Origin of the sequence: Mongoliitalea daihaiensis, assembly GCF_021596945.1 — a bacterium.
In the GTDB taxonomy this organism is placed as follows: Bacteria; Bacteroidota; Bacteroidia; order Cytophagales; family Cyclobacteriaceae; genus Mongoliitalea; species Mongoliitalea daihaiensis.
The window spans coordinates 4,498,308-4,518,750 of sequence record NZ_CP063779.1 but is presented as its reverse complement, the minus strand read 5'-3'; the positions used below and the strand labels follow the sequence as shown (position 1 = coordinate 4,518,750).

Annotated in this window: 15 protein-coding genes; 12 read left to right on the top strand and 3 right to left on the bottom strand. The window is 38.6% G+C overall.

The genetic code is table 11. The features are described 5' to 3' along the window. Window positions 1-27: 27 nt before the first annotated feature. Window positions 28-1,401, bottom strand: a complete 1,374-nt coding sequence (locus IPZ59_RS19065; RefSeq protein WP_236137631.1) for an exopolysaccharide biosynthesis polyprenyl glycosylphosphotransferase — start codon at window positions 1,399-1,401, stop codon at window positions 28-30. 823 nt (window positions 1,402-2,224) lie between these two features. Here IPZ59_RS19065 and IPZ59_RS19060 point away from each other — a divergent pair. From IPZ59_RS19060 to IPZ59_RS19050, 3 genes are read left to right on the top strand one after another with little or no spacing between them, the layout of a single operon-like run. Continuing rightward, window positions 2,225-2,959, top strand: a complete 735-nt coding sequence (locus IPZ59_RS19060; protein ID WP_236137630.1) for a glycosyltransferase — start codon at window positions 2,225-2,227, stop codon at window positions 2,957-2,959. Then, complete coding sequence (locus tag IPZ59_RS19055; protein ID WP_236137629.1) at window positions 2,956-5,208, top strand: lipid-A-disaccharide synthase N-terminal domain-containing protein; 2,253 nt, start codon at window positions 2,956-2,958, stop codon at window positions 5,206-5,208. The genes IPZ59_RS19060 and IPZ59_RS19055 overlap by 4 nt, the downstream gene beginning before the upstream one ends. Window positions 5,209-5,267: 59 nt before the next feature. Then, a complete protein-coding gene (locus tag IPZ59_RS19050) occupies window positions 5,268-6,956 on the top strand; it encodes a potassium channel family protein (RefSeq protein ID WP_236137628.1) in 1,689 nt (562 codons plus the stop codon). A gap of 55 nt (window positions 6,957-7,011) precedes the next feature. Here IPZ59_RS19050 and IPZ59_RS19045 read toward each other — a convergent pair whose 3' ends face one another. Continuing rightward, window positions 7,012-9,519: an outer membrane beta-barrel family protein gene (locus tag IPZ59_RS19045; protein ID WP_236137627.1), complete on the bottom strand. Its 2,508-nt coding sequence runs from the start codon at window positions 9,517-9,519 to the stop codon at window positions 7,012-7,014. A gap of 244 nt (window positions 9,520-9,763) precedes the next feature. On the opposite strand from IPZ59_RS19045, the gene IPZ59_RS19040 reads away from it, so the two are divergent. From IPZ59_RS19040 to IPZ59_RS19005, 8 genes are all read left to right on the top strand, one after another. Beyond that, on the top strand, window positions 9,764-10,837 hold the full coding sequence (locus tag IPZ59_RS19040; protein ID WP_236137626.1) for a sensor histidine kinase: 1,074 nt from the start codon (window positions 9,764-9,766) through the stop codon (window positions 10,835-10,837). A gap of 101 nt (window positions 10,838-10,938) precedes the next feature. Next, window positions 10,939-11,676 carry a LytR/AlgR family response regulator transcription factor gene (locus IPZ59_RS19035; RefSeq protein WP_236137625.1) on the top strand — a complete coding sequence of 246 codons (738 nt, stop codon included), beginning with the start codon at window positions 10,939-10,941 and terminating at the stop codon, window positions 11,674-11,676. Between the two features lie 316 nt (window positions 11,677-11,992). Continuing rightward, on the top strand, window positions 11,993-12,469 hold the full coding sequence (locus IPZ59_RS19030) for a nucleoside deaminase (protein ID WP_236137624.1): 477 nt from the start codon (window positions 11,993-11,995) through the stop codon (window positions 12,467-12,469). 12 nt (window positions 12,470-12,481) lie between these two features. After that, complete coding sequence (locus IPZ59_RS19025) at window positions 12,482-13,012, top strand: hypothetical protein (protein ID WP_236137623.1); 531 nt, start codon at window positions 12,482-12,484, stop codon at window positions 13,010-13,012. A gap of 121 nt (window positions 13,013-13,133) precedes the next feature. Then, on the top strand, window positions 13,134-14,396 hold the full coding sequence (locus tag IPZ59_RS19020; RefSeq protein WP_236137622.1) for an NAD(P)/FAD-dependent oxidoreductase: 1,263 nt from the start codon (window positions 13,134-13,136) through the stop codon (window positions 14,394-14,396). Between the two features lie 161 nt (window positions 14,397-14,557). Next, window positions 14,558-16,978: a TonB-dependent receptor plug domain-containing protein gene (locus tag IPZ59_RS19015; protein WP_236137621.1), complete on the top strand. Its 2,421-nt coding sequence runs from the start codon at window positions 14,558-14,560 to the stop codon at window positions 16,976-16,978. Between the two features lie 325 nt (window positions 16,979-17,303). Next, complete coding sequence (locus IPZ59_RS19010) at window positions 17,304-17,726, top strand: DsrE family protein (RefSeq protein ID WP_236137620.1); 423 nt, start codon at window positions 17,304-17,306, stop codon at window positions 17,724-17,726. Between the two features lie 52 nt (window positions 17,727-17,778). Further along, window positions 17,779-18,606 carry a ZIP family metal transporter gene (locus IPZ59_RS19005; RefSeq protein WP_236137619.1) on the top strand — a complete coding sequence of 276 codons (828 nt, stop codon included), beginning with the start codon at window positions 17,779-17,781 and terminating at the stop codon, window positions 18,604-18,606. 3 nt (window positions 18,607-18,609) lie between these two features. On the opposite strand, the gene IPZ59_RS19000 is transcribed toward IPZ59_RS19005, so the two are convergent. Then, window positions 18,610-19,365 carry an LOG family protein gene (locus IPZ59_RS19000; RefSeq protein WP_236137618.1) on the bottom strand — a complete coding sequence of 252 codons (756 nt, stop codon included), beginning with the start codon at window positions 19,363-19,365 and terminating at the stop codon, window positions 18,610-18,612. A 126-nt stretch (window positions 19,366-19,491) separates the two neighbouring features. On the opposite strand from IPZ59_RS19000, the gene IPZ59_RS18995 reads away from it, so the two are divergent. Further along, entirely contained in the window at window positions 19,492-20,391 is a 900-nt protein-coding gene (locus tag IPZ59_RS18995) for a sugar phosphate isomerase/epimerase family protein (RefSeq protein WP_236137617.1), read from the top strand. Window positions 20,392-20,443: the final 52 nt, after the last annotated feature.

The following is a 20,443-nucleotide window of genomic DNA, read 5'->3' as shown; positions in this document are numbered from 1 at the left end:
GGGCTATTTTTTTAAATGTTTGGACCATTAAAATGCTGACTTATGTGTTTTGCTTCCGAAGATAGTCATCCAAACAATTTTGACATCTAAGAAAAAAGTCCAATTTTTCAAATACCACAAATCATGCTTGGTTCGCTCGGTAATTTGTTCTTCAGTTTCTGTCGGTCCTCTCCAACCATTGACCTGAGCCCAACCAGTGATTCCCGGCTTAGAATAATGTCTGATCATATATTGATCTGATAAATCACGCATTTTATTGTTCAAAAACACTCGGTGAGGTCTAGGACCAACTACGCTCATTTCTCCTTTTAATACATTGATAAACTGAGGAAGTTCATCCAAACTGCATTTTCTAATAAACCTTCCAACTCTTGTGATCCGCGGATCATCTTTTTGCGTGGAATTTGTCCCAGATGATGCAGGATCGTTTACATACATGGATCGGAATTTATAAAGCTTAAAAGCTTCCCCATTTTTTCCTATTCTGATAGGACAATAAAATACCGGTCCAGCCGATTCTAGTTTAATTAAAATTGCAACTACTAGTAAAATAGGGGACGTTAATATCAAGGCAAACGAAGAGAAGATAATATCAAATACATCCTTCATCATCATCTGGGCAGTGTTGTCCAAAGGTACATGACGAACATTGATCACCTGATAATCTCCAAACTGCTGTGCCTTACATTTCTCTCCAAACAATCCCTCCATATTCAAGGCGTACTTGAAACGGATTCCCTCATAGTCACAGATTTTTCTGATCTGATTGATTTTATCTTGTTCTGTCAAAGGAAGCGTCACAATTATTTCATTGACATCGTTTTGACTAACATAAGTAGATAGGTTCGCTAATGAGGTTTCGTATTTCTCATCCGATGCTTCAAACCCGCAATCAATGATACCTTTGATGCGTAACTTGGCATTTTCCATTTTGCCAAATAGCGACTCTAATTTGTAAGCATGATTAGGACTCCCCGCCAATAAAATTTTGCTGTTTTTGAGACGAATCTCTTCAACTTTGGAAGTAAATCTGTAAATTAAAGAATGTACAAAAATTACAGTTAATGGAAAACTAACGAGGAAAGTCACCAAAAACTTTCTAAATTCTGCAGGAAAGGAAATAAATAAGTATACAATTCCTAAAATTCCTGCCAATATGAAATACGATTCGAAGTATTTCTTAAACTTGACACTGATTTGAGTGTCTGTGCCCCAGATTAAATAAAGATCTCTGGAAAAGGCAATAGACAGCCACGTAAAAAGCAATCCAATGTAAATGGTTGAAAGCATCCAAGTGGGAGTATCATTGTTTAACCCAACCCAACTGACAATCATCAAATACACAAAAGTTAAGCTAATTACGTCACCAAAGCCGACGAAGCTTAGTTTTTTCGTTTTCATTGCAAATAATTTTAGTCCCTAATACGATGTAAATATACTGCAAAATGATTTTTAAATCAAAAAAAATGCATTTTAAATTAATATTAAGAAGGAGGAAAAAATAAATCCTAAAACTTAATAGACGTCAAAAGTGTGGATTTTTGGCTTTTAAATGCATTTACAATCGATTTCGAAAATTTTATTGTTCGAAAATTAATCTTCAATTACTTCTGTTTTTTGAAAAAAAATATTTTAAACTAAATGTTGACTAGCTTTTCATTTCTCTTTTTTACCATAAATAATTTAAAGACCCTTGCGTCAAGTGGTTTTCAATAGTGGATAAAATGACTCATTGATACATGTGAGTAATTTTGTTGATTGTTTACATGTTTTTGTTCAACAAACCAAATAAAATCAAACTTGCTGGAAAATTTATTAAAAGATTTATTGCCATTTGTTATGTTTTTATTAGGTTTAGAAAATTTTGGTCTTTAAAAAAGAAGTCATCCTTTCAAAAAACCAAAGTTTATATGGCTATAGTCAGTTTCAATGTAACCCAAAGCAGGAGTCTTTTTATAAGACTCCTTTTTTTATGGGTTCCTTTTTACTCTTACTTTTCTTAATTAGTTAATTTTTTTATCACATAGGGTGTAAATCAGTCCTCTACAGATCAATTTTTTGTTTTTCTGTATCATTTTGGTTTCTGGTCTTTAATAGTTTGCGATTTTGTTTTGAGATCCAAATCAAATGAGTTGCAGAAGTTTATTTCATATTTTTGAAAAAAACTGGATTTGTTAGGGACAGAATGAGAAGAAGGTTAAATTTGTAGTTTAGTTCCCAATCTATGAATGAAGCTCTAACCGTCGTCATCCCTGTTTTCAACGAAGAAGGAAATATTTTCAGAATTAAAGACTCTTTGCAACAATACATGGCGGAGTCTTCGTTGACTGTTTTGGTTCTTTTTGTCAACGATGGTTCTAAAGATGGAAGTTTATCATTAATTGAACAGGTATGTATGGAAGACGCACGCTTTGGATTTTTGTCTTTTTCTCAAAACAAAGGTTTAAGTGCTGCAATTAAAGCTGGATTTGACCATTGTGAAAGCGAGTTTGTAGGGTACATAGATGCTGATTTACAAACGAGTCCACTGGATTTTTGTACATTTGAAAAGTATATCAGCACCTATCAATTGGTGACAGGAGAGCGACAACATCGGCAAGATGGTTTTGGGAAGCGTTTATCTTCTAACTTCGCTAACTGGTTTCGCAACAGTTTTCTGCATGATGGAATGAATGATACCGGCTGTCCTTTAAAAATATTCCAACGAAAATTTGCATTGCAATTACCCTATTTTAACGGTGTTCATCGCTTTTTCCCTGCATTGACACAAATTTATGGAGGGCAAGTGAAAGTTTTACCGGTACAGCACTTTCCAAGGCAGGCTGGTGAATCAAAATTTAATGCGTTCAATAGGATAGTACAGCCCTTTTTAGATACACTAGTAGTACATCGCCTGAAGAAACGGGCTATCCAATACAAGGTTGCTACGTTCAAAAAACCCCAACTTCCATCTGCATGAGTGGATATTTGATCATTGGACTTGGCCTATTAGCCCAAGGGCTTTTTTCTGCCCGTTTTATCGTGCAACTCCTACAATCTGAAAAAGAAAATAAGGTAGTCTCGCCAAGTCTTTTTTGGCAGTTAAGTTTATTCGCCTCTTTATTATTGATGATTTATGGGTTTTTCAGAAATGACCTCGTCATTGTAGGAGGGCAGTTGGTAGGGTATCTCATCTATATCCGAAATTTACAATTGAAAGGTGACTGGAACGAACTACCTATAGTTGCAAGGCTTGCTGCGTTTCTCCTGCCTTTAGGTATAGCGGGGGTTCTGATTTTTGGCATCGATTACAACTGGGATAAGTTTTTAGATAATCCCGAAATAGAAGGCCTACTTTTAACATGGGGTACCTTGGGTCAGCTTATATTCACCTCTCGGTTTGTGGTGCAGTGGCTGTATTCAGAGAAAAAGCAAGAATCTCTCTTTCCTGTTTCATTTTGGTACATCAGCTTGGTAGGAGCAATCATTATCGCTGTTTATGCTATTTTTAGAAAAGATGCAGTCTTATTCATCGGTCAAGCTTTTGGTTTGGTTGTCTATAGTAGAAACTTAATTCTGCATCATGCTACGAAACTTGAAAAGTCTATGGATATTTTACAAAAATTTAAAGCATATAGATTTCCTGCTTTATGGTTATTTACTGGGTTTGTTTTGTTTTTTAATTTGGGAAACTGGGAAGTGACAGAAAGTTCGGAAGCGCGCTATGCCTTGATACCTCAGGAAATGGTTGAATCCGGTGATTACATGCACCCTACACTGATGGGTATTCATCATTATCACAAGCCTCCAATGACTTATTGGATTACGGCTTTATCCTATAAGATATTTGGGGTCTCATCTTGGTCGGCACGTTTCTTTTTGCAGTGGGCTTTACTCTTACAGCTATGGCTGGTGTATAAGATTGCAGGGATGGTATTCAAAAATGATAAACAAGCATTCTTTTCTGCCTTGTTATTCGCATCATTTCCCACATTTATCATCGGCGGAAGAGCGCTGACAACAGATGCCTATTTAGCAGTTTTTATTTTTGCTGCACTGTTGTTTTGGTTGAAATACGTTGAAAAAAAGAGGGTATTGGACCTCATGCTTTTTTACTCCATGCTAGGGCTTGGTTTTTTGACCAAAGGACCGGTCGTATTGATAGTGCCGGTTGTTTTAATAGTGGTTCAAAGGTTTCAGGGTGTCAAGGGGAATTTGGGGATTGGTTGGCATACGCTCGGAACTTTCCTTTTTCTTAGCATTGGGTTATCGTGGTTTGTACTCCTATATATAGAGGATGCGCAGTTTTTGGATTATTTTGTATTTAAACATACTGTTCAACGCTTTGCTACAGATACCTTTAGTAGAAGTCAGCCGTTTTGGTTTTACGGAGCGATTGTCTTGGGTACAGCTTTCCCATGGATTTTGATTGTTCTTTTTAATAGCAAAGACTGTTGGAAGAGAAATGATCGAAAAGTAAAGTGGTTGCTCGCCTGGACATTGATTCCATTGATTTTCTTTTCTATTAGTAAATCTAAACTAATTCTTTACATTTTACCCGTCTATCCAGGTATAGCCATGCTATCCATCGCTGTTTGGATGGGTCTCTCAAAGCAAATTCAAAAAAAATGGGATTGGGTATTATTTGCTTTTCAACTGTTGGTTTTATCTGCATTGGCCTTGAGTCCATTGATTGAACCTCAATTGGTCTTAAGCTATAAATTTTATTTTCTCCTGGTGATTACAGCATCTTTATTGATTTCAATTCGGGTTATACCGTTTAAGGTCATTGATCGCTCGGTTTTTGGAGCATATTTGTTTGTCATGGGTATCACAGCTGCTTCTACCTATTTTTTCGGATCAAATGCTGGTTTGGTTAATGACCAAAAACCGATTGCTGCTTTTATCAATGAGGAATTGTCGGACAAAAAACATCTATGGATTTACGATAAGCGAATGCCATCCATGTCATTTTTAACCGATAAAAATATAATTTCTTTATACGATGGTGACGAAAGTTTAAATCGGGAAACACAGTTTGAAAAGACTGATTCATGGAAGGATAATCTGATCAATTTGCAAGAATTACCTGGTTGGATGCAACAGCAAGACCTGTCTCAAACAGTGCTGATGGTTCGTGAAAAGCAATTATTGAAGTTTCCTGAAAAATTCCCTCTAACTTCCTTTGCCCATCGAAAAGATTTCGGGAAGTGGGTATTGCTCTATTAAAGAGTATAGGGTTTCGTATGATTTCCTTACATTTACAGGACTAGTCATTCGTAGATTTTATGAAAATTCTTTTTACACAAATCAGCTATTTCATCAAAAATAAGCCTGATCGAAGGAATATGAAGTTGCTTCTCAAGTTTACTTTGGTGCTGTTTTTTATTATTGCCGTGTTTACGGTCACATTTCATTACCTGATGTCCTTTGAAGGGAGGGAGTTTTCTTGGTTAACAGGACTTTATTGGACCTTGACTGTAATGTCAACCCTTGGTTTTGGGGACATCACCTTTGAAACTGACTTGGGAAGAACATTTAGTGTCCTCGTACTGTTGACAGGAATGTTGTTTTTATTGATTTTATTCCCCTTTATTTTTATAAATTTTTTCTATTCTCCATGGATGAAAGCTCAGGAGCAATCCCGGGTTCCCAAAGCATTGGATGAGGGGATGAAAGGACATGTGATTTTGACCAATTATGACCCTGTTACCCAAGCATTGATTAAAAAGTTGGTTCGCATCCATGTTCCTTATGTTGTTTTGGTGACCAAATTTGAAGAAGGGCTTAAGCTGAGGGAAATGGATGTATTCGTCATGTTGGGGGAACTCGATGACCCGAAGACATATACGAATGCAAGGGTAAATGAGGCAGCTTTGGTAGCTACTACAACGACGGATGTGATGAACACCTCCGTGGCTTTTACTGTTCGGGAAGTATGTCCAAAGGTGCCTATAATTGCCACATGCAATTATCCTGCCTCTGAAGATATTCTTGAATTAGCTGGTTGCAATCATGTCCTGAGATTAGGAGAAATCATGGGAACTTACCTGGCTAGACGTGCGAGTGGAGGAGATGCATCTGCTCAGATTATTGGAAAGTTTGAAGACCTGAACATTGCGGAGGCAACTGTCAAAGGATCTCAATTGGTAGGCTTAAAGTTAAAAGAAACAAATCTTCGCGCACATGTAGGGGTCAGTGTGTTGGGTATTTGGGAGCGTGGGTACTATGAAGCGGCTTCTCCAGAGACAATGATTGAAGAAAACACCGTTTTAGTACTGGCAGGAACAGAGGAACAAATCCAAAATTACAATCGGCAATACTGTGTCAAAAATCCAAGTTCAGCACCATTGGTGATCATCGGTGGCGGGAGAGTAGGTAGGGCAACTGGGCGTGCGCTCGCTGCAAGAGGCTTGGATTATAGGATTGTTGAAAAAGTGCAGGACAGAATCAAGGATACAGGGAAGTATGTTTTCGGAGATGCGGCGGATTATGAAACTTTATCCAAAGCAGGAATCCAAAATGCTCCATGTGTACTCATTTCCACCCATGAAGACGATGTCAATACCTATTTGACGATTTATTGCAGAAAGCTACGTCCGGATATTCAGGTTATCACCAGAGCTACTTATGACCGTAATTTGAGTACCATTCATAGGGCAGGTGCGGATTTTGTGCTATCCTATGCTTCTATGGGTTCCAATAATATTCTCAACTTACTCAATAGAAGCGATACACTCATGGTGGCAGAGGGGTTAGATTTGATCAAAATAAAAGTTCCTGAATCATTAGAAGGCAAGTCAATTGCTGAAAGTGACATACGCAAAGAAACCGGATGTACCGTGATCGCATTGAAGCGGGCTGGAGGAATGGAGGTCAATCCTGACCCTTCCAGTATATTGGAGAAAGGAATTGAAATAGTTTTGATCGGAACAGTAGAGGCTGAAAATAAATTTTTTAAAGAGTTTGAGGTATAAAAAAACCTACCGAGAACATCCCAGTAGGTTTTTGAAATTATCAATCTATGTTACATTAATTCATGTTTTCGTTTCCTTCTCCTCCGCCTTTCAAGTCATCGTTAGTAACACCTCTTCTTTTTCTTCGGCTAGGCTCCATACTTAATTTGCCTATCCTATAGTTGAAGTTTACTTTGAAATTCATATTGCGTAGTCCAACCGTACTTTGTTGCATGATGGATGGAGTAAAGAGTTCATTGTTGATTCTGAATACCGGTGTAAAGAAGTTTTCAGCTCCAAATCCTATACTGCCCTTTTTTTCATTAAACTGCTTGTTGATATTCAAGCTGTAGATGCCAAAGGCACCCGCTGTACCCTGCAATTGTACTTGTCTACCTCTCATAAATGCGAAGGATTGTAATTGCCAGTTGTTGGGTAGAGAATAGTTGGCGAAAATTCTTCCAGAGAAAACAAAACCATCATTGGATGCTGCATAAAGTGGATCCTCTAATCCATTATTTAAACGGGCATAATAGCCGTCCACACTACCATTCAATGAGAATTTGTCCGAGAGGGTAATGTTTGAGAATATACTTAACCCGTAGGCTTTTTCACGTCCAATGTTTTCAAACGTGGTAAAGATGATGTCATCTTCCTGTACGGTCCTTACGGGTTGGATGGATCCGGTGGTATTTCTAAAGAAGGTAGTGAAATTGATGGTCGTTCCTTTGCTAAATGTGCTATAGGAAAGCTCATAGTTATCCGTCAATTCTGGATCTAAAAGTGGATTTCCTTGAGAAATTTGTTGAGGATTAGCAGCATTGATGTTTGGGTTCAAGAAATTTAAAGAAGGTCTTTGTACCCGCTTGTTATAGGCGGCCTTGATCATTTTGCCGTTTTCTAATCTTCTGCTTAGGTTTACACTTGGAACCAAAACTCCATACGAAGGGATATCTGCTTCTATTTCCGAATTCCTGAAGTCTGCATTGATGGTGGTATATTCATAACGCAACCCCCCTTTGAATGAATACTTTTTTAAGAAATTGCTAGTAAATGAGGCATAGGCAGCGGTGACATTTTGATCGTAGGTGAATTCATTTGAGAAATTCACATCATCAATTTCCACAAACTCTCCATCTGAACCGATGGCAGTGAAATAGGCGAAATCACTTGAAGCTCTTCTCAGGATATTTTTTGCACCGTATTCCAAAATTTTAGTCTTACTATTTCCAATCGGATTTACGTAATCCAATTGAATGGTATATTCCTGATTGACTCCTAGGTTGTTATTTTTAACCCTGCTCAGGATATCATCAAAGGTGCCATTGTATAAGCTGTTGATGAAATCATTGGTGAGATTATTTTGACTGTATAAGCCTGAAATGGAAAATTCTTTTTGTGGTTTCTCGTAGGTTTTGGTGTAGTTGAAGTTTACATCTACGTTATTCGAAAGATTACTGACGTTTACGTCTCTTAAAAGTGAACTTATCACCGTTTCTTCAAAAAGCGTCTCAGTTTTTAATCCATCCTGATTGTTCTGCATATTTCTTAAACCAAAACTTACAGATGCAGTAAGGAAATTAAACTTATCGATTTCATAATCCCAGCCTAGATTGTAGCGCCCAAAAATCATGTTGCTCCGAGTATCGGCATATTGATTGATTTGCAAAGATGAACCATCGGCATTGGTTACTGTTTGTTGATTATCGAAGAAGCCACGGATATTGTAACCTGCTCGTCCGAATCCTCCCAGTGTCCAACCCATTTTCCCCCTTTTCAAACTTGCGTTTAACCCCAAGTTACTGCCACGAAGTCCTGCACTGGAGTTGATGTTTAAGGTTGCACCTTGAAGATTATTCTTTTTGGTAACAATGTTGATTACCCCCCCAGTACCTTCTGCATCGTACTTGGCAGAGGGAGAAGTGATAACTTCTATCGCTTTGATTTCTTCAGCGGGTATTTGCTTTAAGGCATCTGCTACATTACTAGCTACGATAGCAGACTGTTTTCCATTGATCAATACCAAAATATTGCTGCTTCCTCTCATGGAGACATTACCATCCAAATCCACAGAAAGCATAGGGACTCTTCTCATCACATCAGTTGCATCTCCCCCAATCAAGGTTTTATCATTTTCTGCGTTATAGATGGTCCGATCTACTTTTTCCTCGATCAAATCCCGTTGGCCCATCACCGTGACTTCCTGCAAGGCAACAGCCTCAGTTTCTAAGGCAATTTGTCCCAAATCCACTTTGAAATTGTTGGGATCGATGGTTATAATAGAGGAGGTATAGGATTGGAAGCCCAAAAAAGATACTTGCACCTTGTAGGCGCCATCTCCAAAGTTGGCAATGATAAACTCGCCATCAAAACCTGCCACTGCACCTGATACAGGACTGCCAGTGGCAGCATCTACAAGTGCTACCGCAGCATATGGTATGGCTTCGTTTTTTTCTTTTTCAAAGACTTTCCCAATAATTTGGTAGACGGGTTTTGAATCTTCACTTGTTTGAGCGTAAGTATGCTGGCTAATTGCCCCAGTAAATACAAGTAAGGTGATGAAGAGTTGGTTTAGCGTTTTCATTTCTAGCGGATAGTTTACGGTAACAAAGGAAGATAAGTGGCAAATCAAAAAAAAATGAACTAGACAGTACAGGTGATTATCTCGACGAGTTCCTACTTTTACCAGACCAAACATTGATTGTGTAAACAGACAAAATTTTATCCCCTAAAATCACTGATTGGTCGTTGAGATGCCCTGTTTGGTAGATTAGAATGTATATTGTGTAAAATAATATTTTTCTTTACATTCGATTGACCGTAAAAGTATGCAACAACTAACCTTTAAGAAAAATATCTCTCTTCTCGCTCATATCCTGATCTGGGCCTTGGTGGGTTTTATTTTATTCTTGCTGTTCCCGATTTCTTCTGGACTCTCGTTTCCCTTTCCTTATTGGTTGAAGCAAATCATCATGTTCAGTATCCTGATTGCCATTTTTTATATCAATTACTTTTACCTCAGCCAGCAATTTTTATTCAAAAATCAAATCGCAAAGTTCCTGACATATAATTTTTTGGCAGGTGCAGTATACATTGTCATTTTAATAGTATACGATGAGCTATGGAGCATGCAGGAGGTAATGCATGGCGTATTTAGACCGAATGTTCCTTATACCCCCAGGCCTAGAAACTATTCTTACGATGTCTCCAATCTATTGGTGTTCTATATGTCAGCAGGCATCAGCACGAGCATTGCAACCATCCAAAAGTGGCAAACAGATGAAAAATTCCGACTGGAGCTGGAGCAGGAAAAAACCAATTCTGAATTATTGTACCTGAAGGCTCAAATTAATCCTCATTTCTTTTTCAATACACTCAATAATATCTATTCTCTGGCGAATATTGATGTGGAAAAGGCAAAAACCGCTTTGCTAAAATTAAGTCGGATGATGCGCTATGTTTTGTATGAGACAGAGAAAAATCACACCTTGCTGACCAAGGAGCTTGATTTTATCAAAGATTTCCTCGAATTGATGCGATTGAGGCTATCTTCCAAAGTTCAGCTGCAAGTAGACCTTCCTGAGAAAATTGAAGATGCAGAAATTGCTCCGATGATTTTGTTGCCATTCATTGAAAATTGCTTCAAGCATGGAATCAGTTCCCAGCAAGAAAGTCCTATCCATATCGTTATACGAAAAGTTGACCAACAACTCGTATTGATGACGAGCAATAGGATTTTTAAATTAGCGGAAGATTCACCGGAAGCCAAAGCGAGTGGCATCGGATTGACAAATACCAAAAGAAGACTCGATTTGCTCTATCCTTCGAGCTATCAATTAGAAATCCGAGAAGACTTGGAGGAGGGGGAGTATGATGTTCACCTGACATTGACACTTTCCTAAAGAAGTGCACGGGTTATTTTTAATACGATAGTGAATAGAATAGAAAGTCTAATTTTGCTAGCGTAGCGTACAATATTTAGTCTTAGTTAAATGGAAATGACATGAAGATAAAGTGTATTGCCGTTGATGATGAGCCTTTAGCATTGGAATTGGTATGTAAATTTATCAATCAAACTTCATTTTTGGAGTTGAAAGGAAGGTTTGACAATGCCATAGATGCCTTACAATTCATCAATAATCAGGAAATCGAACTCATTTTTTTGGACATTCAAATGCCAGACTTGTCAGGGATGGAATTGGCCAGGATCATTGATGGCAAGCAAGCTGGCAAGAAGCCAAAAATAGTATTTACCACCGCGTACAATCAATTTGCTATTGAAGGGTACAAGGTGGACGCACTCGATTATTTGTTGAAGCCATTCAGTTATGAAGAGTTTTTGAAAGCAACTTCAAAAGCTTACGAATTTTATGAAAAACTACAATTTTCATCCAACACGTCTCCCCATGCAGGAACAAGTGATTTTATTTTTTTAAAAGTAGAGTATCAACTTATAAAAGTAATGCTAGCGGATATCATGTATGTAGAAGCATACAAGGACTATGTAAAAGTTCATCTAAAATCCAAAGCAAACCCATTGCTTTCGCTTACAAGTATGAAAAATATGGAGGAATTACTTCCTGCATCAGATTTTTTGAGGGTTCATCGCTCAACCATCGTCAATATCCATCACATTGATTCCATCAGCAAAAATATGTTACAAGTAGGAGATTCCCAGTTAGCAGTAAGCGAGCATTATAAAGAAGGGTTTATGAAATTTATGGATAGATGGATGAAGTAGTTTATCAATTTCTCCTGCTGAAGCAAAAGGACTATCCGCGATTCAAATTATATCACATAAAAAATTCTTTTTCTGCCTAGCAATGAAGGATTGTCTTCCGAAGTTGGTTATTTTTTACAACTTTGAGAGGTTAGCAAATGAGTTTACTCATAACCTGATTTTTTGATGATTTCAGCTGTATAAAGAAATAAATAAGTTTTTTTTGAGCTCAATTTGATATTTTATTTTGTTTGATAGCTCAATTTATCAAGTTTACGGTGATTAGTTTGGAACAATTCGCCTTATTTTTCGTATATTTATGTTGATAATCACAACTATGCATTCAGAACATCAAAAATTCATGAAAATGGCCATTGACTTATCCAGAGAAGGGATAAGGGCAGGTGTTGGAGGGCCGTTTGGCTGTGTCATCGTAAAGGATGGAGAAGTAGTCGGAAAAGGCTCTAATGCGGTATCAAGCAGCAATGATCCTACTGCACACGCGGAGGTAGTTGCTATCAGAGATGCCTGCAAGTCGCTCGGACATTTTCAATTGGATGGTTGTATTTTATATACTTCCTGTGAGCCTTGCCCGATGTGTTTAGGTGCTATTTATTGGGCTCGACCAGCTAAAGTTTATTATGCCAATACCAAAATCGATGCAGCTCGCATTGATTTTGATGATCAATTCATTTATGAGGAATTGAAACTGCCGTTTGAGCAGCGAAAAATTCCTTTTCAACAACTGATGAAAGAGGAGGCTTGGGAGGTATTTGAGGAATGGAAAAACAAATCAGATAAAACACTTTATTAAATTGAAAGAATTATGAAAAAGATATGGATTGTTGGAATGCTCATCGTTTCTTTTTTGGCGGCTTGTACCGGCGAAAAAACGTTAGAGCAGCGTTTTGTTTATGAAGACGATAAAATAGTCGATGTAGAAACAGGCGATGAATATATTTTAGAGGATGTGGAGGAATTTACTGTGGTGCATTCAGATGGTACAGTTGAAAAAATACCTTTAGATGAAGCACCCTTTTACACAGGTGCTTTTTCTGCGGAATATTTAGACGAACTGGATAAAAATCTGGAAGAGCGTAAACTTCGATTGATCGAAGAAAAAAAGATGAAGATCAAAGAAGCCAGAAATGCTCGCTATGCTGAATTGAGCAATGATGAGCTTTTGGCTAAGTTTAAAGAAGGGCACTCCGATGGGTTGGAATTAGGAATTCAGATGGATATGATTGCAGAATTGATTGATAGAGGTGTTATCGCTGAAGATGAAGCTCCTGTCATGTTAGAAATAGAGCCGGAATTGATTGATTTTGACATTAACCCGGAAGCTCCGATAATGTAAGTTGCTTAGTAAAAATACGCCCATGTAAGCCTTCCGAAAGGGAGGCTTTTTTTGTGATGTTTATCACCATTTTTGATGATTATCAGAGGTATTTTTATATCATAAATTAAACAATATATCCATGAGCCACTATCAAATTTTAATTATTGGAGGCGGGACTGCGGGAATTACCGTTGCTGCCCAATTGCGCAGAAAAGCAAAAGACCTCCAAGTAGCTATTTTAGAACCATCCGATAAGCATTATTATCAACCAGCATGGACTTTGGTAGGTGCAGGCAACTACAAGTTTAAAGATACAGAGCGCCCCGAGGCGAAATACATACCTAAAGGCGTAACATGGATCCAAGATAAAGCAGTTGAACTGCTACCAGAAAAAAGCACAGTCAACACAGCTAAAAATGGAGCCATTACTTATGACTACTTGGTTTTAGCACCCGGTTTGATTATGGCTCCTGAATTGATTCCGGGTCTTAAAGAAGCCTTAGGGAAAGGTGTAGTTTGTAGTAATTATACAGACCCTGAACATACTTGGGAAGTTTTGAAGAATTTCAAAGGAGGCAATGCTGTATTTACTCAACCAACAACCCCGATCAAATGTGGAGGTGCCCCTCAAAAAATTATGTATTTGGCTGAAGAATATTTAAGAAAAACCGGCATACGTGAAAAAACCAATGTCGTATTCGCTACTCCTGGAACAGTGATTTTTGGAGTCAAGGAATTTGCAAAGACTTTAAATAAAATTGTGATTGAGCGTGATATTCTTTTCAAGCCTCACTACGCACCCATCAAAATTGATGCAGAAAAGCAAGAGATCACGTTTAGGTATACCCATGAAAATATTGCTCAATGTGCAGATACGTTAGTGGATACCTTAGGAGAGTCACTAGTTGGAGATTCAGAGATTGTTATGAAGTTTGATATGCTTCACATTGCACCTCCTCAGCAAGCGCCTGATTTTGTACGAAACTCAACCGTGTCAATGCAGGAAGGGCTGAGCAAAGGATGGGTAGATGTAGATATCAATACCTTGCAGCACAAGAGATTCCCAAATGTTTTTTCCTTAGGTGATGTAGCAGCTCTACCAACAGCCAAAACTGGTGCTGCTGTGCGGAAGCAAGCCCCTGTGGTAGTTGGAAATTTGATTCACTTGATCCGAAATAATTCGCTTTCCGAATTAAGATATGAAGGATATTCTTCTTGCCCACTTGTTACTGGCTACAGTAAAATGGTTCTAGCTGAATTTAAATACAATAATGTCAGAGATTCTGATCCCCTGATATCCAAATTTATAGATACCACTAAAGAGCAATACAGCATGTGGCTTCTTAAAAAACACGTGCTTCCAGTCTTATATTGGAAGGGGATGTTGAGAGGAAAAGCGTAAGCAAGTTTATAAGACATCCTCTAATCTTATTAATCTCGGTGGCTCAAGTGTATATTGACTGTAAACTTGATTTGCCGGGATTTTCTATTCTTAACCCGTCCATCAAAAGCTTTTTTAGGATAAGTATCAAACTGCTACTTTTACGAAAGTAAATTAGTGCCATGAGGATTTTGCTTATTTTAATTGCTTTCACACTCTCAGTTGCTTCAGCCTTTGCTCAAGTAGTATCCGTAAGAGATGTGCAAAGTAATCAAGCCTTGGAGTTTGTAGTAATATCTTCGGTCAGTCAGCAATTTTTTGTTCAGACAAATGCGGCTGGCAAAGCGGATATTACTCAATTGGTCAAGGAGGGAACTCAGATCCAATTCCGTTTATTTGGGTATAAATCTTTAGTAGTGAGTCTAGAAGAATTGCAAAAGCTGGATTTTCAAGTAGACCTGCAGGCCAGTGAACTCACGTTGCAGCGAGCGGTAGTTTCTGCGACGCGTTGGTCCCAATCTAGGCAGCAAGTTCCCAATAAAATTAGTCAAATCAGCCAAGAAGATCAGTATTTCCTCAATCCACAGACAGCAGCGGACCTTCTCAATATTTCAGGAGATGTATTTATACAAAAAAGCCAACAAGGAGGGGGGAGTCCAATGATCAGGGGTTTTTCTACCAATCGATTGCTGTATGCAGTGGATGGTGTTCGGATGAATACGGCGATTTTTAGGAGTGGGAATTTACATAATGTAATTTCATTGGACCCATTTGCAATTCAGAATACGGAGATTTTCTTCGGCCCTGGTTCAATTATGTATGGCTCAGATGCTATTGGGGCTGTGATGAGTTTTGAGACTTTGAAGCCCATTTTTCAAGAGCAAGAGGTTTTTGAAGTGACAGGAAACATAAGTGTCCGTGGAAATACAGCTAATCAAGAGCGTACAGGACATGCGCATGTGATTTATGGGAATCATCGGTGGGCAGGTGTCACAAGCATTAGTCGCTACGAGTTTGGTGACTCCCGAATGGGCAGAAGAGGCCCCACGGAATATTTACGCCCTAGTTTTGTACAGCGCATCGATGGACAGGATGTTTTGGTAGTAAATCCAAACCCTCTCTTACAAGTTCCTTCAGGATACGAACAGCTTAACCTTATGCAGAAAATTGGGTATAAAAGTCGGCGGAATTGGACTTTCCAGTATGCGTTTCATTTGTCGGAAACCAGTAACTTTCCTCGTTTTGATCGCTTGATCCGGACGCGCCCCAATGGTCTTCCTAGCAGTGCAGAATGGCTTTATGGTCCTCAGATTTGGTCTATGCACCACCTCAATGTACAGCATTCCAATGCAGTCTCCCGATGGTATGAGCAAATCGCTATTAATCTAGCGTATCAACGTTTTGAAGAAAGTAGAATTGACCGAAACTTCAATAGTTCCACACGAAGAGAGCGAGAAGAGCGTGTGGATGCCTATTCGCTCAATATTGATTTGGTGAAAACTTTATCTAAAAATGTGAAACTCTTTTATGGACTGGAGGGAGTGATCAATGATATTCGCTCTGAGGGTACAGACATATCAATTAACACGGGAGTTCAAACAGTAGGCCCTTCTCGCTATCCAGAAGCTACATGGAATTCTGCAGCAGCCTACCTCACGTCTCAAGTTACGTTAAGTAAAAATTCCCTGATTCAAGGAGGGCTTCGCTATAATTTTTTTGGATTGAATGCGGATTTCACAAATAATCTTTCTTTTTATCCACTTCCTTTTGAGCAAGCTTCCCTTGCTGATGGAGCATTGATTGGTAGCCTTGGATGGGTTTTTTCTTCCGAAGATGGTTGGATAATGCATGTGAATGCCTCCAAGGGTTTTCGGGCACCTAATGTGGACGATATTGGAAAATTTTTTGATTCGGAGCCAGGTTCTGTGATGGTGCCTAACCCTTCCTTACAAGCAGAAGAAGCCTACAATGTAGAACTGAATGTAGGGAAAGTGGTAAAGGAACAAATCCTTTTGGATGTGACTGGCTATTATACTTACCTAAATCAAGGCTTAGTACGAAGAACAAGCCAACTCAATGGGTTGGATAGTATTTTTTACGATGGAACATTGAGCCAAGTGTTAAGCTTGCAAAACGCTTCATTTGTACGGATTGCAGGTTTACAGCTGGGACTGGAATATAAATTTTTATCATCCTGGACATTGCAATCGAAGTTGAATATACAGCAAGGAATCGAAGAAATGGAATCCGGAGAAAAAAGTCCCAGTCGCCATGCCCCACCCACTTTTGGCTTGACCCGTTTGGATTTTCAGTACAAAAAACTCCGCTTACAGTTCTTTGCAGAATATGCAGGCTCTTTTTCTTTTGAGAAGCTACCATTGGAAGAACGCGGCAAACCGGAGTTGTATGCCAAAGATGAACTAGGAAGACCATTCAGCCCTGCATGGACCACACTAAATTTCAATTTTCAATACAGGTTTAATCGATTGTGTACACTCAACTCCAGTCTTGAAAACATAACGGATGTACGGTACAGGACTTATAGCTCTGGTATTGCAGCTCCTGGAAGGAATTTGGTAATCAGTTTAAATTTTAATTTTTAAATGTGACCTACAACACGGAGATTTGGTTAGATTTTGGGTAATTTAGCCTTGTTTAAAGTAATTAAATGTATATCCGCTTTCACAATAGGAACCACTTACAATACTAATTGAGATTTATTTTAAATGGCTTTGGTCTGATAACTGCTGAACACGGATGATTATCCGCATGATACTATTTCAAATATTCATTGAATGGTAGTATTGCACATAATCATAATTACGAAATAAAAACTTTTGCCTTAAAAATCTCTTTAAAAAGCAGTCTTTGAGGCATTCGTTCTATGTCAATCTTAAAGGACTTTCAAAAATCTAAAAATACATATGTATGAAAAGTTTATTATTAATAGTTTTTTTTCTTGTAGGTTTCATTTCTTTCACTCACGGACAGGTAATATCAGAAGCTGCACATAAAATCATTTACCAACTTGCAGACGGGAATGTTGATGTCCATGACAAATTCTTGAGACAGTTAGAAAATGTACTTAATGCAGCCCCCAATGCTCAGATTGAAGTGGTGACTCATGGTATGGGGATTGATTTGATGCGGAATGAAGAAAATCCCTACACAGAACGAATCAACGCATTGGTTGAAAAAGGGGTGGTATTTATGGTATGTGAGAATACAATGAGCCAACGAAAATTGCAGAAAACACAGTTTTTAGGCCTATCCGAATTTATTCCGGCTGGGATTCTGGAAATAGTGATGAAGCAGGAGCAAGGTTGGATTTACATAAAAGCAGGCATTTAAGGCACTTTTTCTGCAAAAATGATTAGCTTTCGACGATTTTTGTAGAATGTATATGTTTGAATATCTAGAAGAGATTGCCTTACAATTAGGTCCGGTAAAAGCAGCTTTAGCGGCTACCAGCTTTACTTGGTTGATGACTGCCTTGGGTGCTTCTATTGTATTCTTGTTTCGCACGATCAACCGTGCTTTTTTTGATACCATGCTAGGGTTTACGGGAGGGGTTATGATTGCAGCCAGTTTTTGGTCTTTGCTGAATCCAAGTTTGGAGTATGCGAAAGAAATCTTCCCAACTATGCATTGGCTTCCTGTTGCTTCTGGGTTCTTATTGGGAGGGCTTTTTATTTTTGCCTTGGATAAACTCTTGCCGCACTTACACATTAATTTTGGTAGTTCCGAAAAAGAAGGAATCCCAACTTCCTGGCAAAAATCCACCTTATTGTTATTGGCTATTACCTTGCACAATATTCCGGAAGGGCTTGCCATTGGGATTTTATTTGGATCGGCTTCTTTAGGTTTGGAAGGAGCAAGCATTACTGCTGCCGTAGCATTGGCAGTGGGTATTGGGATTCAAAATATCCCCGAGGGTATGGCTGTGTCTATGCCGCTCAGACGTGCGGGGATGAGTAGAAGAAAGAGTTTTTGGTATGGACAACTTTCTGCAATAGTGGAGCCAATGGCTGGGGTTATTGGTGCTGTTGCTGTGATTTACATGAAAAACATCCTGCCTTTTGCATTGTCTTTTGCTGCAGGTGCTATGATTTTTGTAGTGATTGAGGAGGTGATTCCAGAAACCCAACGTGACAAATATACCGACCTTGCGGTACTAGGTTTTATGATTGGCTTTGTGGTGATGATGATTTTGGATGTAGCCTGGGCCTAATGATTAGCTATTTTCGCCTAACAATGGGTTAGCTTCTACCGAGTTTTTTCGCTTCAACCCAAAGTTATCAATTGCATACTTGCGGATATGAGTTTCCATCTCTTCGATGGAGTCAGTCATCAAAAACAATTCTAAATCAGCTTTATTGATCGTACCATAATCAGCCAGGTGCTGAATGTAATCATAAAGGTGATGGTGAAACTCAGAACACATCAATACTACCGGAAATCTGCGCATCACTTTGGTTTGCATCAAGGTCAATGCTTCAAAAAACTCATCTAGGGTTCCAAATCCACCAGGCATCACTACAAAAGCGTAGCTATATTTTGATAATAATACCTTCCTAACAAAAAAGTATTTGAAATTCATGAATTTATCCAAGTAGGGATTGGGATGTTGCTCAAAAGGTAGAATGATGTTGCAGCCAACCGATTTTCCTCCAACATTTTTTGCGCCGCGATTAGCTGCTTCCATAATTCCTGGTCCCCCTCCTGTCATGACTGTAAAACCCATGTTGCTCACTTCTTCGCCAACCCGAACAGCCAATTTGTAAAAAGGGTCATTTTCTTCAAATCTTGCCGAGCCAAAGACAGTTACACAAGGTCCCACGAAGTGCAGCATTCGAAAGCCACGAATGAATTCAATCATGATTTTTAGGATCATTTTAAACTCTTTCCACCTAGTTTGAGGTCCTGCAAAAAATGCTTCTTCTTCAGGGTTTACAAGGGGTGAAAAACTTTTGGGGTTATCTTTAATCATAGTGATTCTCTGATTTAAGTTTTCCAAGGTAAGAAACCTTTTATACATTGAAAATGGAGAGAATTAGAAAAATTGATTTTTTTTGAAAACTTTTTAGATAACTTACTTCATCAAATGATTCAGACTATGGACAAATTTAATTCTATTATTTTAGTGCTTGCTATGGTAAGTACACAGGTTTTGATGGCTTGTGGAGCTGAAAAATCTACAAATGAGGAAGTTATAGAAGATAGCTCTTCCAGCCAAGGAGGCGTAGCATTGTACACCCTCCGTGAGGCAATGGGACAAGACCCCAAAGCTACGCTTCAGCGAGTCGCAGATCAAGGCTATGCTTATATTGAAGCAGCAGGTTATGCTGATGGTAAATTTTATGGCATGGAACCAGAAGAGTTTAAAGCTTTCGTAACCTCTATTGGATTGATGCCCAAAAGCACACATATGGGTGGCGTGACACTTGAAAATGCTGATGAACAAATTGAAGATGCAAGAAATGCGGGTTTCACTTATTTTGTCATTCCTGTCCCACCTATGGGTATGTTTACTTATGGCCCAGAAGGATTGGGGATGAAAGGAAGTGCGGAAGAACTGGTACAGATATTAAATACAATTGGTGAAAAATGTTCTGCTGCAGGCTTAAAGCTTTTATACCACAACCATGATTTTGAATTTGTACCTAGAGAAGATGGAGTGATTTTAACAGATTACATCTTAGACAATACAGATCCTGCGCATGTGAATTTTGAGATTGACTTATATTGGACTGTTAAGGCTGGAGCTGACCCATTGGCATATTTTGACAAGTATCCGGGTAGGTTCCTTGTCTGGCATTTGAAGGACATGGATGAGGAAGGTAGATTTGCTCCTGTAGGAAGTGGAACAATTGATTTTGCATCTATTCTTCAGCAGCGGGCAAAAGCAGGCATGGTTCATTATTTTGTAGAACAGGATCAAATGTTCGACGGGATGGACCCATTTGAATCCATTCAACTATCCTATCAAAATATCAGTGAACTAGGCTTTAATTAAAGCAATGCTGTTTGGTGGATGAAGTCAGAAAAACATTACAAAGCTTAATTTA